Source organism: Jiella pacifica (assembly GCF_010500815.1).
Lineage (GTDB): Bacteria > Pseudomonadota > Alphaproteobacteria > Rhizobiales > Rhizobiaceae > Jiella > Jiella pacifica.
In genome coordinates, this window is record NZ_JAAAMG010000021.1 from 23,106 (window position 1) to 37,997 (window position 14,892).

A 14,892-nucleotide genomic window follows, 5' to 3' on the forward strand; every position below is an offset into this window, starting at 1 on the left:
TTTTCCATCATCGAAGGCTCCTACCAGCGGCGCTCGAAGCGGCGGCGAAGCAGGATCGCCGACACGTTCATGATTGCAAGAAAACCCAACAGGATGATGATCGCGCCGGACGTCCGTTCGACGAAGGCGCGTTCGGCTTCGTTGGCCCACATATAGATCTGCACGGGCAGGGCCGTCGACGGGTCGAGCGGCGTCGACGGATAGTCGGCGACGAAGGCGACCATGCCGATCAGGAGCAGCGGTGCCGTTTCGCCGAGCGCCTGGGCAAGGCCGATGATCGTTCCGGTCAGAATGCCGGGCATGGCCAGCGGCAGGACGTGGTGGAAGACCGTCTGGTTCTTCGACGCGCCGAGGCCGAGGGCCGCGGCTCGGATGGATGGCGGCACGGCTCGCAGCGCCGCGCGCGTCGCGATGATGATGGTCGGCAGGGTCATCAGCGTCAGCACCAGCCCGCCGACCAGCGCAGCCGAGCGCGGCAGGCCGAACCAGTTGATGAAGACGGCAAGACCCAGAAGACCGAAGACGATCGACGGCACGGCCGCGAGATTGTTGATGTTGACCTCGATGAGGTCGGTGAATTTGTTCTTCGGGGCGAATTCCTCGAGATAGATCGAGGCGGCGACGCCGATCGGCAAGGCGAGGACCAGGACGATCAGCATCATGTAGAGCGAGCCGATGATGGCCACGCCGACGCCCGCCGTCTCGGCGCGCGAAGAGGCGCCGGAGGTGAACAGGCCCCAGTTGAAGCGCTGCTCGATCGCCCCCTGCTGCTCCAGCTTGTCGATATATTCGAGTTGCAGGTCGCTGATCGGGCGGCGATTTTCGGGAACGTTGAGATCGTACTGGCCCTTCAGGGCGCTGTCGAGCTCCGAGCTGGCATAGAGCCAGACGTTCTCGGTGGTGCCGATCACCGACAGATCGTTCATCACGATGTCGCGCAGGGTGACGCGGGTGCCGGAGGAGATCAGGCCATTGGCGGCGCTTACCGCCTTCTTGTCGTCGGCGGAGATGCCGAGCAGCTGGATCAGGCCGTCGCGGGCGAGCTGCGGATAGTTCGCCATCAAAAGCTTGGTCTGGCTGTCATTGGCCTGTTCGGCGGTGCCGATAACCTGCTCGGAGAAGGTGATCGGAACCTGGATCTCGGTCTGCCAGAAGGCCGTGTAGCCCTTCGAGAAGATGCTCCACATCAGCATGACGAGGAAGCCAAGGCCGATGGCGATGGCGATGATGCCGTAGGCCTTGAAGCGCCGTTCGGCGGCGTAGCGCTTCTTGATGCCGATGTCGCGTCTCGGCTTGCGGCCGGCAGCCGTGTCGGCGATGCCGTTTGCGGTGGCGTCGCTCATTCGTACTGCTCCTTGTATTTGCGCACGATGTAGAGGGCGTAGACGTTGAGGCAGAGCGTGATGACGAACAGCGTCATCCCGAGGGCGAAGGCGACGAGGGTCTGCGGCGTGTTGAACTCGAGGTCGCCGGTGAGCTGTGCGACGATCTTGACCGTGATCGTCGTCATCGGCTCGAAGGGGTTCAGTGTCAGATTGGCGGCGACGCCGGCGGCAAGGACGACAATCATCGTCTCGCCGATGGCCCGCGAGGCAGTGAGGAGCACAGCCGAAACGATGCCGGGCAGGGCGGCGGGGAGAATGACCCGCTTGATCGTCTCCGAGCGGGTCGCCCCGAGGCCGAGCGAGCCGTCACGCAGCGACGTCGGAACCGAGGTGATGATGTCGTCCGACAAGGAGGAGACGAAGGGGATCAGCATGATCGCCATGACGAGGCCGGCGGTCAGGACGCTCTGGGCCTCGATGAAGCTGACATAGTTGCCGCTGACGAGGCCGCTGATTTGCGCCGACAGGTCCCGCAGGAACGGGCCGACCGTGATCAGGGCGAAGAAGCCGTAGACGATGGTCGGGATGCCGGCGAGCACCTCGAGCAGCGGCTTGACGATCGAGCGGGTCCTGTTGTCGGCATATTCGGCCATGTAGATCGCGGCGAAGAGGCCGATCGGCACGGCGATCAGCATGGCGACCGCACCGATGTAGAGCGTGCCTGCCAGAAGCGGGATGAAGCCGAAGCTGCCGGCGTTGCCCGACGAACCGACGTTGGAAAAGCGCGGCTCCCAGACCGTGCCGAAGAAGAACTCGGCCGGCGAGATCCGCGAGAAGAAGTCGATGGTCTCGAACAGCATCGAGAAGACGATGCCGACGGTCGTCATGATGGCGATCGACGAGGCGGCGATGAGCGCGCCGTTGACGATCCGCTCGACGTTGTTGCGGGCCCTCAGCCGCGGGGCGATCTGGCGGTAGGACCAGAACGTTCCGGCGACGGCGACGACGAAAACCACGAGGGTCATCGCCCAGCGGCTCCAGAACTGCAGGGAGTTCAGCTGGAGCGCCAACGGGACCATCCAGTCGGTGGCTGCCGAAGCGGTCGGGATGCCGCGATTGCGCAGGAGGGCGGTGACGTCCGCGACCGGCGTCGTGTCGGTGATCGTCGCCCGCTCGTCGTCGGGCAGGACCCTGAGGCCGGTGCCGATGGATTCGACGATGCCGTAGGCGAGGCCCTCTGTCAGCTGCGATTGCGCGAGGACGCCCTCGGGAAAATTGCCACTGACATTGGTCGAGATGACGATCGGCGAGACGATCAGCCAGACGGCGAGGGTGAGCAGCGCCGGGATGATCCCCCAACAGGCCACGAACGAGGCGTGGTAGGTCGGCCGGGAGTGCATCTTGACGCCGTCTTTGCCCACGAGAGCGCGGGATCGCCTATAGGCCATGACCGCGCCGACGAGGCCGATGACGAAGACGATGGGAATGATCGTGAAGGTCGACACGGGGGCACTTTCGCCGAAGGAATTCCGGGGGACAAGGGGTTCGGTGCGGCGTGACGTCCTGTGGACGGCACGTGTCGATCACCCTCGTACGGCGAATCCGCTGGCCACGATTGCGGCCAGCGGAGGAGATCGCTCGCGGGGCGAGACGATCCGTTCGAGCCGTGGCTCGATCAGGACTTGGAGCCGAGGGCGGTGCCGTTCTCGAAGTTCGAGATCTGCTCTTCACGCTCATTGGCCGGCAGGGCGACCAGGCCGTAATCGACGGTCGGCGAACCTTCGCCGGTCATCTGCTCCGACAGGAAGAACTGGACGTATTCCGACAGGCCGGGAACGACGCCGAGATGGGCGCGCTTGACGTAGAAGAACAGCGGACGCGACACCGGATATTCGCCCGACGCGATCGTCTCGGCCGACGGGACGATGTCGTTGATCGTGGCGACCTTCAGCTTGTCCTGGTTCTGCTCGTAGAAGGCGAGACCGAAGACGCCGATCGCCTGCTTGTTGGCTTCGATGCGGGCGAGGGTCTCGGTGTAGTCGCCGGAGATCTCGGAAACCGAACCGTCGTTACGGACGGACATGCAAGCCTCTTCGGCCGCATCTTCGTCCATACCGGACTTCGTGAACGCTTCCATCGCGCCCGAGTCCTTGCAGCCCTGCATCAGGACCTTTTCTTCGAAGACTTCGCGGGTACCGTGGTTGGAAGCCGGGATGAAGGCGGTGATCTGCTGGTCCGGGAGCGACGCGTCGACCTGGTTCCAGGACTTGTTCGGGTTCTCGACGACCTTGCCGTCCTGGGGAACCTTGGCGGCCATCGCCTGGAAGACCAGCGCCGGGGTCAGCTTGAAGTCCGGGCCGGAGGCCGACGAGGCGAAGACGATGCCGTCATAGCCGAACTTGACTTCCGAGATCTCGGTCACGCCGGCGTCGGCGCAGGCCTTGATCTCGCTCTCGCGGATGGAGCGCGAAGCATTGGCGATGTCGATGGTGTCGGGACCGACGCCAGCGCAGAACTGCTTGAGGCCGGCCGAGGAACCGCCCGACTCGACGACGGGGGTCTGGTAGTCCGGGAAGGTCTCGCCGAAGTTCTCGGCGACGATCTGGGCGTAGGGAAGCACGGTCGAGGAACCGGCGACGTGGATCTGCTGGTTGCTCTGGGCCTGGGCCGAACCAATGAAGGCGGCGGTGCCGAGCGCGAGGCCGGCAATGAAGGTCTTGTTCATAGAGAGGGTACTCCCTGAGGGATTTCGGTTCGAACCGTGTTTCATCAGCCGATCTGTGCGGCTGTGGTTCGCGGCTCTTGCTAAAGCCTGCCGACCAAACCCTTATGACAAAGACATAACGGTTTTACGACGCTCCAAGTCGTTCAGGAATATGATGATTCCAGATTCTTCGGCGCGGCGAGCGGAATTTCTGTCGCAATCGGGAAGCGGGCGGTGAAGGTCGAGCCCTGACCTACGACGGAATCGACGATCAGCCGGCTCTTGTGGCGCAGCAGGATGTTCCGGACGATTGACAGGCCGAGACCGGTGCCGCGCTTGGAGCGCGACGCGCCGGCATCGACCCGGTAGAAGCGCTCCGTCAGCCGCGGCACGTGCTCGGCCGGAATCCCGGGTCCGAAGTCGCGCACCGAGGCATCGATGACCTGTTCGCCGCGCTCGCTCGTCCGCTGGATCGAAATTTCCACGCGACCGCCGTCGCCGGCGTATTTGCAGGCGTTCTCGACCAGATTGGCGAAGACCTGGATGAGTTCGTCCTCGTCGCCGACGACCGGCATCGGTTCTCCGGGCTGGGTGAATTCGAGCGTCAGGCCGAGATCGTCGGCGAGCGGCTGCATCTGCGCGCGCACCTTGCCGAGCGCCGCTGCGAGGTCGACCCGCGATTGCGGCGCGACGTGGCGGCGCATCTCGATCCGGGAGAGGGAGAGGAGGTCGTCGATGAGGCGGGACATCCGGCTCGCCTGTTCGCGCATGATCTTGAGGAACTGCTCGCGCGCCTCTCGATCGTCCCGTGCCGGCCCCTGCAGCGTCTCGATGAAGCCGGACAGCGATGCCAGCGGCGTGCGCAACTCGTGGGAGGCGTTGGCGACGAAGTCGGTGCGCATGCGTTCGACCCGCCGCTCGGCAGTGCGGTCGTGAAAGAGCACCGCGAAGAAGCTCGGCCGCATGCCCTGATAGGCCGGGATGGGGAGAATCTCGACGAGCCAGTGACGCTCGATCGGGCGGCGCTCGTCCAGCGTGGCACTCCTGGCGACGGAATCGGCGATCGCTGCCTCGATCGAGGCGAGGAGCTCGGGCGAGCGAAACCGCAGCGACAGGGGATCGGCGAGCGCCATGTTGCCGAAGGCGACGGCCGAGACCGGGTTGCGATAGCGGATCAACAGCTCGCGATCGACGATCAGCGCCGGCTCCTGCAGCGCCTCGAGCACGGCCTTCATGCCGCGATCGGGCCAGATTTCCTCGTTGGCCCGGATGTCCGGATTGGACTTCTTCGAACGCTCGCGCGCCGGCCAGTGAATGGTCAGGAGAAGCACCAGGAAGACGCCGGCCGAAGCGAAGGCGGCTTGCGGGTGGAGCGCCGCCAGCGCCAGGAGGGCGAGTGCCGCGATGAGCGTGAGACGTTTGCTGCGCATGGCCTCGTCATGGATCGTTCGGTTCGAAGGGCGGATCGCCCCGCTGCGGCGCGTCGCCTCCCCGTCCTACGAATCGGGCGGCCTGCCCGGCTCTTCGATAGCATGCGATTGTGAAAATCGAGATTGCCTCTCCGCCCGCCCGCCCTGCGGCTGGGGCTCAGGAAGAGGGGCGGAGCCTCAGCCCGTAGAAGAGAAGGTCCCCGCCACCGCTTCCGACCGAAGGATCGATGGCGATCTGCCCGCCCGTCACGGCTTCCGGCGGGAACTGCAGGTTGAACAGGAAATTCTCCTCCGGAAGGGCGGTGGTGAAGCGCTGGCGACCGCAGACCGTCTCGCCGCCGAACAGGCAGCGCAGCGTGAATTCGCGCGGTTTGCCGTCGGGCGAGCCGACGATGATCTCCGCCTGGGCCTTCTGGCCGGCAAAGCGGCGTGCCGCCTCGCCGGAAATCGGCAGTTCGATTTCTTGGACCGCCGCATCCGCCGCATCCGCCGTCCCGTCCGACACACCGCCGTCGGATGACTGCACGAGCTTCACGACCGTCCTGCCACCTTCGCTCGCGACCGTCTCGATCGCCTCGTCGCTGGCGGCGAACTCGGCGAGCACCTGCGGAGAGTAGAGGTCGAGCCACTCCGTCGCCGCCGACGTTTCGCCCGTCACGTCGGCATTCTCCCGGATGGCGTCGGCGACCGTCAGGGTCTCGTCGCCGGCATTCGCCCCGGCAGTCTCGCTCGGGCCGCTCGAAGAAAAGAAGGGGAGGGCGATCCAGATCGCTACGCCGACGAGAAACAGGAGCAGAAGCACGATGAGCGGGCCGATCAGCCTGCTTCCGGTCCGCCGATCGGCGTCGGGCGCACCGGTCTCCTCGTCATCCGCCTCGGCGGCGGCGATCCGCTCGTCGCGGTCGAGCGCCATCGTTTCGTCAGGCCCAGCGCCCGGGATGAAGCTGCCGGATGCCCCCTTCGTCGTTTCCGTGGCGCGGCTCTCGCCCTCGCTGCGATCACCGGCCGCGTCGGCCGCCTCCAGCCGGTCGTCGTCTTCCGGCCCGACCTCGGAGGGATCATCGGTCGTGCCGAGATATTCGTCCTCGATGGTCTCGATGGCACCGATCAGGTCGCGGCGATGGCGATCCCGGGCCTCGTCGGACATTCCGTTGGAGGTTTCGAGCCGCAACAGCGCCCGTTCGGCGGCCTCATAGATCTCGAGGCGAAAGTTCGGATCGGCGCGATCGCCTTGCTCCAAGGCGCGCCGCAGACTGGTTTCGATCGCGCTTGTCAAAAATCGTCAGTCCCTTGCTCGCGAGCCGCCGCTTCGAGGCTCGCCACGACCACGCAGCAACGCCTTGATATGTATCAGCCTGCAGAGCGGTTGCAAATTCTCGTGAAGGGCTGCTCACCGCACTGCGTCAAAAACGCAGGGGTTTACCCTCACGCGGCCGGGCCGATCTATCCTCGGGTGACGCAACTTTCCCCCGGAAGACGATGGCCGACGATCCCACACCCGACGTTCCCAACCGTATCGCGGCGCATGGCGTGATCGGCGACATGAACACCGTCGCCCTCGTCGCCGAAGACGGGACGATCGACTTCTTGTCCCATCCGCGCATCGATTCTCCGACGCTGTTCGCCGCCCTTCTCGATCCGGCAAAGGGAGGGCGTTTCGCCTTCCACGTCGAGGACGGTACGATCACCTACCGTCAGATCTATCTTCCCGACACCAATATCCTGATCAGCCGCTTTCTCGGCGACGAAGGCATCGGCGAGGTCTGCGACTACATGCCGATCGACGGCTCCGGCCGCATCGTCAGGCGGGCCAAGGCGATCGTCGGACCGAAGACCTTCCGGCTCGAAGTCTCGGCCCGGCCCGACTACGCCCGCGCCACGCCAACGCTCACGCCGGTCGAGGGAGGCGTGGCGATCGCCTGGACGGGAACCGACGGGAAAGCGTGGCAGGTGACGCTCTACGCGTCGTTTCCCCTCGATATCAGCGGCTCCGACATCAACACGACGGTCGATCTCAAGGAAGGCGAGGACTGCTGGGTGGTCCTCTGCCCCGGGCGCCCGGAGCAGCCGCCGGTCTCCAACCGCTATGTCCGCCGGTCATTTTCCCATACCCGCGACTTCTGGCACAAATGGGTCAACCGCGGCAGCTACCCGACCTTCTGGCGCGAGCTCGTCGTGCGCTCGGCCTTGACGCTGAAACTTCTCACCTCGTCCGAATACGGCTCGATCGCGGCGGCTGCGACCTTTGGGCTGCCGGAGGTTCTTGGCGGGGAGCGCAATTGGGACTACCGCTATTGCTGGGTCCGCGATTCCGCCTTCACGCTCTATTCCCTGTCGCGGCTCGGCTATTACGACGAGGCAGAGGCCTTCATCCACTTTCTGATGGAGCGGGCCGTCGAAACCGGCGAATCGGGCATGCAGATCATGTACCGGATGGACGGCGGCGAGGAGATGCCCGAGTCCAATCTCGATCAGCTGGCAGGCTACGACGGATCGCGTCCCGTGCGGATCGGCAACGCCGCCTATCAGCAGCGCCAGATGGACATCTACGGCGAGTTTCTCGACGCGCTCTACATCTCGACCAAGGCGCGCGGCAAACCGGCCTATGCCGTTTGGGCGAAGATCTCCCGCGTCGTCGACTGGCTGGCACGCAACTGGCACCTGCCGGATCGCGGCATCTGGGAAAGCCGGGGCGAGCCGAAGGAATATCTCTCTTCGCGGCTGATGTGCTGGGTGGCGCTGGACCGGGCGCTGAGGATCGCCGACATCCACTCGCTGCCGGCGGACGTCCTCTGCTGGCGCGACGAGCGCGACAAGATCCAGAAGACCATCATCGAGGAATTCTGGAACCCGGACGTCGGGGCTTTCACCCAGTTCAAGGGCTCTTCGACCCTCGATGCCGTGGTGCTTCTCATGCCCCTGGTCAAGTTCATCAATCCGCGCGATCCGATGTGGACCTCGACTTTGAAGGCCGTCCGCCGGCACCTCGTGCGCGACTGCCTCGTCAAGCGCTACATCAACACCGAGGAGAACGACGACGGGCTGGGCGGCGAGGAGGGCGCCTTCACCATCTGCTCCTTCTGGTACGTCGAATCCCTGGCGCGCACGGGCTACGTCGCCGAAGCCCGTCTTCTGTTCGAAAAGCTCCACACCTATGCTAACCATCTCGGCCTGTTCTCCGAGGAGCTGTCGGAAACCGGCGACCATCTCGGCAATTTCCCCCAGGCGCTCACCCATCTTTCGCTGATCTCCGCAGCCATCTGGCTCGATCGATCGTTGAACGGAAACAAGGCCGATCCCGGCTATTTCGAGTTCAAGATGATGGAGGATCCCGATGGCATCTTTTGACCCGGCCCGTCTCGACGGACAGGCAGCGCTCGTCACCGGCGCTTCGTCCGGCATCGGCCGCGCATCGGCGATCGCTCTCGCCGCTGCCGGCGCGAGTGTCGCCGTCAACTATCGCGGCAGCCCCGATCAGGCCGACGCGGTCGTCGCCGAAATCGAAAAGGCCGGCGGCCGAGCGGTCGCGGTCCAGGCCGACGTTTCGAAGGAGGACGCGGTGATGGCGATGTTCGAGGCGGCCGAAGACAGACTCGGACCGCTCGACATCGTTGTGTCCAATGCCGGCATCCAGAAGGACGCCAAGATCGCCGAGATGACCCTCGACGACTGGAACGCGGTGATTTCGGTCAACCTCACCGGCGCCTTTCTCGTCGGCCGCGAGGCGATCCGCCGGTTTCGCGCCAAGGGGCGCCGGCCCGACGTCAGCCGGGCGCTCGGCAAGCTGGTGTTCGATTCGTCCGTCCATCAGCTCGTCCCCTGGGCGTTCCACGTGAACTACGCGGCATCCAAGGGCGGCATCCATCTGTTGATGCGCTCGCTCGCCCAGGAAGTCGCCGAGGAAGGCATCCGGGTGAACGCCGTCGCACCCGGTGCGATCGCGACCGCCATCAACGCCGAGGAACGCCAGGACAATTCCACGGGCATCGAGAAGCTGATCCCCTATGGGCGGATCGGCGACCCGGACGACATCGGCCGCATCGTCGCCTGGCTGGCCTCGGACGCGGCGGACTACATCGTCGGCCAGACGATCTTCGCCGACGGCGGCATGTCGCTCTATCCAGGTTTCCGGGGCAACGGCTGAGCCGGAGCGCCCTGCGCGGCCGCACATTCGGCATACGGTCCGACCTCGGCGCCGGCGAGGTGGCGCGTGCGCCAGGTCGGCCCCGTGCGACTTTCGGGCAGACCTGCTAAAGGCGTTTCGACAGGCTGAAGAAGGAGCATCACCATGGCACTCGACGGGCGCGTCGCCATCGTCACCGGAGGCGCGAAGGGGATAGGCTACGCCGTCGCCCGACGGTTTCTGCACGACGGTGCGAAGGTCGTGATCGCCGACACGGACGAGAAGGCCGGCAATCTCGCGGCCGAGGAACTGGGTGATCTCGGCGACGTCATCGCGGTCGGCTGCAACGTCGCAGAGCGGCTCGACGTCCACAATCTCCTCGCCGCTGCTCTCGATCGCTTCGGCGACGTCGACATCCTCGTGAACAATGCGGGCATCGTCCACAAGGCCGATTTCCTCGAACTCGACGAGGCCGACTTCTCGCGCGTTCTCGACGTCAACCTGAAGGGTGCGTTCCTCTGCGGCCAGGCGGTGGCAAGACACCTGGTCGAGAAGGTGAAGGACGGCGGCCCGGCCGGCGCCATCGTCAACGTGTCGTCGGTCAACGCGGTCTTCGCGCTGGCCGATCAGGTCGCCTATTCCGTCTCGAAGGGCGGCATCAACCAGCTGACCAAGGTCATGGCCCTGTCGCTCGCGCCGCACGGCATCCGGGTCAACGCAGTCGGCCCGGGGTCGATCATGACCGATCTCCTCAAGGGGGTCGTCTCCGACGAAGCGGCGATCCGCACGGTTCTGTCCCGCACGCCCCTCGGCCGGATCGGCGAGCCGCGGGAGATCGCCGCGATCGCCAGCTTCCTCGCCTCCGACGAGGCGAGCTACATCACCGGACAGACGATCTATGCCGACGGGGGCCGGATGCCGCTCAACTACACCGTCAAGGTCGGCCCCCGCGACGAGGAATGAGGCTGCGGCCGGCGCGCGGAGGCGAGGGGCCGGTACCCTTGCCATTGGGACGGCGGCAGACACGATCGGTGCAAACGTTCGGGCTACTTAGGGAGTTTGTTAAGGGAATCATGCGACGAGCCGGTGGCAAACGAGCCGAGATCGAGCAAGTTTCCCGATGGTTCATCATCGCCAACCCGCGCGCCTGAAGCGGAGCTTCCGGTCGATCGTGATCGTCGTCGGCCTGATGATCTTGATCCAGGCGGGAACGGCTTGGGCGTATCTCGACATTCAACGCTTGGTCAGCTGGATCTTCGCCCTGCAGGCCGCCCTCGGTACCGTCGTCTTCTTCGGGCTCTTCGCGATGCGGCGGACATTCCTGTCGATCCTCGCCGAGGAGGATCGGATCAACCGAGACCGAGCGCGGACATACCGCCATGACAGCGTCACGGGCGCGCTCAACCGCGCCGCCTTCATTGATCTCTGCGAGACGGCACTGCGCACACGCAAGCCCGGCTGCGGCTACTTCCTCCACATCGATCTCGACTATCTGAAGCGCATCAACGACAGCCTGGGCCACGCCAAGGGCGATGCGGCACTCCGGCACGCGGCGGAGATCGCCAGAGGGCTGGCGCCGGATTCGGCCTTCGGACGGCTGGGGGGAGACGAGTTCGCGCTGTTGGTCATGAACCGGCCGCACGGCGAGGCGATGGCGTTTGCCGAGAGATATCTCGCGCAACTGGCGATGACGTTCTGGCACGAGAGCCAGCCGATGAGCCTTTCCGCCTCGATCGGCCTCGCCCGGATCGAGCCGGATGTCGTCGGCTTCGACGAACTCGTCCATCGCGCCGATCTCGCGCTCTACGAGAGCAAGCGCAACGGCCGCGGTCAGGCGACGATGTTCGAAGACGAAATGCTGCGCGAACTCCGTCATACCAGGAGGGTCGAGCGGGATCTGCGGGCGGCGATTCTGCTGGGCGAACTGGAACTCGTCTATCAGCCGCTCGCCACGGCCAACGGCAGCATCGTCGCCTGCGAGGCGCTGGTGCGTTGGCGCCATTCGCTGCGGGGGGTGATCCCGCCGGCGGAGTTCATTCCCGTCGCCGAACGCACGATCCTGATCGACCACCTCGGCGAATTCGTGCTCCGGCGGGCCTGCTTGGACATGCAGGCTTTTCCGGAACTCATGTTCGGCGTGAATTTTTCGGCCAACCAGTTCAAGCGCGACGGTGTCGTCTCGATGGTCGAGGCCGTGCTCGCCGAGACCGGCACGTCGCCATCGAGGCTGGTTCTGGAGATCACCGAAAGCATGGCGATGAGCGACGACGAGGACGTCCGCAGGCGGCTCACGGCGCTGCGCGGGCGCGGCGTCAGGATCGCACTGGACGACTTCGGTGCGGGCTTCACCGGCTTTGCCTATCTCCAGTCCTTCCCGGTCGACGCCATCAAGATCGACCGGAGTTTCGTCTCGAAGCTCGGCACCAACTCGGCTTCCAACGTGCTCGTGACCGCGTTGGTGAACGTCGCCCATGCGGCCGGCATCCGCGTCGTGGCGGAGGGCGTGGAGACCGAGGAGCAGCACCGGCTCGCCAAGGCGGCCGGCGCCGACATGTTCCAGGGCTTCCTCCTGGCGCGCCCGATGGGGCTGACGGCGCTGGGTGAGCACCTCCGCGAGAAGAATGCCGCATCCGCGGCGCAGGGCGGCGTTCAGGCCCGGACGCCGCCTCGGCCTCTGACGTTCCTCGCGCCGGCCACCGAACCGCGTCTCAAGATCGGCTGAGCCGGCAAACGGCCCGGGCGGCGTGGCAACTGCGGGCAGAAGCGCCGAGGCCAGCCGGAAGACGTATCCGAAGGTTCGGGGCTGGAACCGTGCCGGCCTGCGCAAGCGGGCACCGCCTTCGTCATCGTCAGCAGGTCGGTCGGCCAGAGCGGCCCGCGAGTGGCTCGCGAGCGGGTCGCCGACCGACGGGTGGGTTCATTCGCCCGGGTGGGACGACAATTGCAGCGCCGTGGCTCAGTGCTTGCGGTACGACACGAAGCGGGCGGCCTCGACCAGGATGGCGCCCCGTTCGCCGAACGGCTCGACCATCTCTTCCGCCCCTTTCACCAAGGCCGCAAGACGATCTTCCAGCGCCCGCTTGCCGTAGATCTGGGCGAGGGTCTGCTTGCCCTGCTCGCGGTCCTTGCCGATCGTCTTGCCGACGATGGCGGCATCGCCCGTCTCGTCCAAAAGATCGTCGGCGAGCTGGAAGGCGATGCCGACGTTTTCGCCGTAGCGGCGCATGCGGGTGCGATCTTCCTCGCTCGCCCCGGCGACGAGGGCGCCGGCTTCGCAGGCGTAGGAAATCAAGGCGCCGGTCTTCATCGCCTGCATGCGGGTGATCTCGATCTCGGAGCGCGGCTTGCCGTTGGCCTGCATGTCGAGGATCTGGCCACCGACCATGCCGGGCGCACCGGCCTTCTTCGACAAAAGCGTGATCAGCTTGATCCGGGTCTCGGCGGAGATCGCCTCCACCGAGGCGACGAGGCCGAAGGCAAGCGTCAAAAGGGCGTCTCCGGCGAGAATCGCCGTGGCCTCGTCGAAAGCCTTGTGCACGGTCGGCTTGCCGCGGCGCAGGTCGTCGTCGTCCATGGCCGGCAGATCGTCATGAACCAGCGAATAGGAATGGATGCACTCGACGGCGAGAGCCACCTGCATGGCGGCCTTCGGATTGCCGTCGAACAGCTTCACGACCTCGCAGAGGAGAAACGGCCGCAACCTTTTGCCGCCGTTCAAGACGCCATGCCGCATGGCGTTCAAGAGATGATGCGGCGTGCCTGCGACCAGTTGGTTGGACGAAAGAGTGTCGTCGAGGAAATCCCCTACGGCCGAGGCGCTGGTCTTGAGTAATGCTTCGAATTCCCCGGTCTTCATCGAACTGTCCTCTTTCGCTCTGGCTATCTTAATATCATTGTGGGAGATTTTTCGCTGGCCATCTGAGAGCCATTGCGCCGGCTTTATACCGCCGATAAGTAAAGGTTGCCCTTTCGGCGCGTCAGCCCTTTCGCGCTTGTCCCTGCCGACCCGCCCCCATTTGATCGTGCCGATGATCCCGAGATGTTCAAAACGACGAAGCGCATAGCCGCCTGGGTGACGATCGTGCTTGTCGTCCTGGCGGCGATCCCGCTGGTCCTGACGCCGATCTACGCGATTCGCGGCGTTCATCCGGTCTCGACGCTGATGCTGTGGGACGAGGTCACCGTCCGCCCGGTCCTCAGGGACTGGGTGTCGATCGACGACGTCGCGCCGGTTCTCCTGCACTCGGTGATCATGTCCGAGGACGGGCAGTTCTGCCGCCATCGCGGGGTCGACTGGGGCGAGATGCTGGCGGTGGTCGACCAGGCGCTCGACGGCGAGGAGACCCGCGGCGCCTCGACGATCACCATGCAGACGGTCAAGAACCTCTTCCTGTGGAACGACCGCTCCTTCGTCCGCAAGGCGATGGAACTGCCGCTGGCGATCTATTTCGACTTCGTCCTGTCGAAGCGGCGGATCCTGGAGATCTACGTCAACATCGCCGAGTGGGACACGGGCGTCTACGGTATCGAGGCGGCGAGCCAGCACTATTTCGGCAAGCCGGCCTCGCAGCTGACGGCCCGCGAGGCGGCGCTGATCACCGTGTCGCTGCCGGCGCCGGACGCCCGCAACCCCGCCAATCCGAGCCGGACCATGCGCCGGCTGGCGCAGCGGGTGGAACGTCTGGCCAAGGCCTCGGGGGCCTATGTCGGTTGCCTCGACGCGGGTTGAGGCCGGGAGAGCCGGGGCTGCGCCGAGCGGCCGTCGATGCTGGTCCGCTGGCTCTTTTCTTTTCCCCGCATCTTTGCTATGGGCAGCCTCGAATTCCCGCCATGCCGGTATTCCCGATACGGCCTTTGCTGCCGCATCGAAGCCATGCGGCGGAAATACCGGTCGCGGGCGCCGAAAGCTCTCGGCGAGCCGGGCCCTGAAGACGAACGAACAGACGAGACCGGTGCCGGGTTCGAGCCAGCGCCGGCAATGGAGCAGACCATGGCCGTACCCAAACGGAAAGTATCCCCGTCGAAGCGCGGCATGCGCCGCTCGGCCGACGCCCTCAAGGCGCCGACCTACATCGAGGACAAGAATTCCGGCGAGCTTCGCCGTCCGCATCACATCGACCTGAAGACGGGCATGTATCGCGGCAAGCAGATCCTCGCCGTCAAGGACTGAGAACACCGGGCCGACGGCGTCCCGACACGGGGCGCCTTCAGCTGGGCGGGAATTTTCAAGCGGTGAGTGCTCGGCTGCGATGCGCCGAGAGCGCGCCGCTCCGAATCGATCGAGAAGCCGGGTCTGCCCGGCTTTTTGCT

Annotated in this window: 12 protein-coding genes; 6 read left to right on the forward strand and 6 right to left on the reverse strand. The window is 65.4% G+C overall.

Features of this window, described 5'->3' with window-relative positions:
• Positions 1-20: 20 nt before the first annotated feature.
• From pstA to GTK09_RS20780, 5 genes are all read right to left on the reverse strand, one after another.
• Positions 21-1,343: a phosphate ABC transporter permease PstA gene (pstA, locus tag GTK09_RS20760; RefSeq protein WP_163465311.1), complete on the reverse strand. Its 1,323-nt coding sequence runs from the start codon at positions 1,341-1,343 to the stop codon at positions 21-23.
• Positions 1,340-2,830, reverse strand: a complete 1,491-nt coding sequence (pstC, locus tag GTK09_RS20765) for a phosphate ABC transporter permease subunit PstC (protein ID WP_163465312.1) — start codon at positions 2,828-2,830, stop codon at positions 1,340-1,342. The genes pstA and pstC overlap by 4 nt, the downstream gene beginning before the upstream one ends.
• A 170-nt stretch (positions 2,831-3,000) precedes the next feature.
• On the reverse strand, positions 3,001-4,050 hold the full coding sequence (locus GTK09_RS20770) for a substrate-binding domain-containing protein (protein ID WP_163465313.1): 1,050 nt from the start codon (positions 4,048-4,050) through the stop codon (positions 3,001-3,003).
• Between the two features lie 143 nt (positions 4,051-4,193).
• Positions 4,194-5,459: an ATP-binding protein gene (locus tag GTK09_RS20775; protein ID WP_163465314.1), complete on the reverse strand. Its 1,266-nt coding sequence runs from the start codon at positions 5,457-5,459 to the stop codon at positions 4,194-4,196.
• Between the two features lie 157 nt (positions 5,460-5,616).
• Positions 5,617-6,735: a hypothetical protein gene (locus GTK09_RS20780; RefSeq protein ID WP_163465315.1), complete on the reverse strand. Its 1,119-nt coding sequence runs from the start codon at positions 6,733-6,735 to the stop codon at positions 5,617-5,619.
• Between the two features lie 203 nt (positions 6,736-6,938).
• Here GTK09_RS20780 and GTK09_RS20785 point away from each other — a divergent pair, with 203 nt between their 5' ends.
• The 4 genes from GTK09_RS20785 to GTK09_RS20800 all read left to right on the forward strand — a co-directional run bounded on the left by GTK09_RS20785 (position 6,939) and on the right by GTK09_RS20800 (position 12,304).
• Positions 6,939-8,807: a glycoside hydrolase family 15 protein gene (locus GTK09_RS20785; RefSeq protein WP_246218035.1), complete on the forward strand. Its 1,869-nt coding sequence runs from the start codon at positions 6,939-6,941 to the stop codon at positions 8,805-8,807.
• Complete coding sequence (locus GTK09_RS20790; RefSeq protein WP_163465316.1) at positions 8,794-9,603, forward strand: SDR family oxidoreductase; 810 nt, start codon at positions 8,794-8,796, stop codon at positions 9,601-9,603. The genes GTK09_RS20785 and GTK09_RS20790 overlap by 14 nt, the downstream gene beginning before the upstream one ends.
• A gap of 144 nt (positions 9,604-9,747) precedes the next feature.
• Positions 9,748-10,545 carry an SDR family NAD(P)-dependent oxidoreductase gene (locus GTK09_RS20795; protein ID WP_163465317.1) on the forward strand — a complete coding sequence of 266 codons (798 nt, stop codon included), beginning with the start codon at positions 9,748-9,750 and terminating at the stop codon, positions 10,543-10,545.
• A gap of 157 nt (positions 10,546-10,702) precedes the next feature.
• Positions 10,703-12,304, forward strand: coding sequence for a putative bifunctional diguanylate cyclase/phosphodiesterase (locus GTK09_RS20800; protein WP_163465318.1), 1,602 nt, complete (start codon positions 10,703-10,705; stop codon positions 12,302-12,304).
• Positions 12,305-12,538: 234 nt separating this feature from the next.
• Here the strand turns inward: GTK09_RS20800 and GTK09_RS20805 are convergent, their stop codons facing one another.
• A complete protein-coding gene (locus GTK09_RS20805) occupies positions 12,539-13,438 on the reverse strand; it encodes a polyprenyl synthetase family protein (protein WP_163465319.1) in 900 nt (299 codons plus the stop codon).
• A 183-nt stretch (positions 13,439-13,621) separates the two neighbouring features.
• Between GTK09_RS20805 and GTK09_RS20810 the strand changes: the two genes are divergently transcribed.
• Together GTK09_RS20810 and rpmF are read left to right on the forward strand one after the other, a co-directional pair.
• Positions 13,622-14,311 carry a biosynthetic peptidoglycan transglycosylase gene (locus tag GTK09_RS20810; protein WP_163465320.1) on the forward strand — a complete coding sequence of 230 codons (690 nt, stop codon included), beginning with the start codon at positions 13,622-13,624 and terminating at the stop codon, positions 14,309-14,311.
• 261 nt (positions 14,312-14,572) lie between these two features.
• Positions 14,573-14,752, forward strand: a complete 180-nt coding sequence (gene rpmF / locus GTK09_RS20815; RefSeq protein WP_163465321.1) for a 50S ribosomal protein L32 — start codon at positions 14,573-14,575, stop codon at positions 14,750-14,752.
• Positions 14,753-14,892: the final 140 nt, after the last annotated feature.

What these genes read in the sequence shown, in the direction of transcription:
- GTK09_RS20775 (WP_163465314.1), bottom strand. Translation starts at nt 5,459, where the DNA reads ATGCGCAGCAAACGTCTCACGCTCATCGCGGCACTCGCCCTCCTGGCG.
- GTK09_RS20790 (WP_163465316.1), top strand. Translation starts at nt 8,794, where the DNA reads ATGGCATCTTTTGACCCGGCCCGTCTCGACGGACAGGCAGCGCTCGTC.
- pstA (WP_163465311.1), bottom strand. Translation starts at nt 1,343, where the DNA reads ATGAGCGACGCCACCGCAAACGGCATCGCCGACACGGCTGCCGGCCGC.
- GTK09_RS20795 (WP_163465317.1), top strand. Translation starts at nt 9,748, where the DNA reads ATGGCACTCGACGGGCGCGTCGCCATCGTCACCGGAGGCGCGAAGGGG.
- GTK09_RS20770 (WP_163465313.1), bottom strand. Translation starts at nt 4,050, where the DNA reads ATGAACAAGACCTTCATTGCCGGCCTCGCGCTCGGCACCGCCGCCTTC.
- GTK09_RS20785 (WP_246218035.1), top strand. Translation starts at nt 6,939, where the DNA reads ATGGCCGACGATCCCACACCCGACGTTCCCAACCGTATCGCGGCGCAT.
- rpmF (WP_163465321.1), top strand. Translation starts at nt 14,573, where the DNA reads ATGGCCGTACCCAAACGGAAAGTATCCCCGTCGAAGCGCGGCATGCGC.
- GTK09_RS20800 (WP_163465318.1), top strand. Translation starts at nt 10,703, where the DNA reads ATGGTTCATCATCGCCAACCCGCGCGCCTGAAGCGGAGCTTCCGGTCG.
- GTK09_RS20810 (WP_163465320.1), top strand. Translation starts at nt 13,622, where the DNA reads ATGTTCAAAACGACGAAGCGCATAGCCGCCTGGGTGACGATCGTGCTT.
- GTK09_RS20805 (WP_163465319.1), bottom strand. Translation starts at nt 13,438, where the DNA reads ATGAAGACCGGGGAATTCGAAGCATTACTCAAGACCAGCGCCTCGGCC.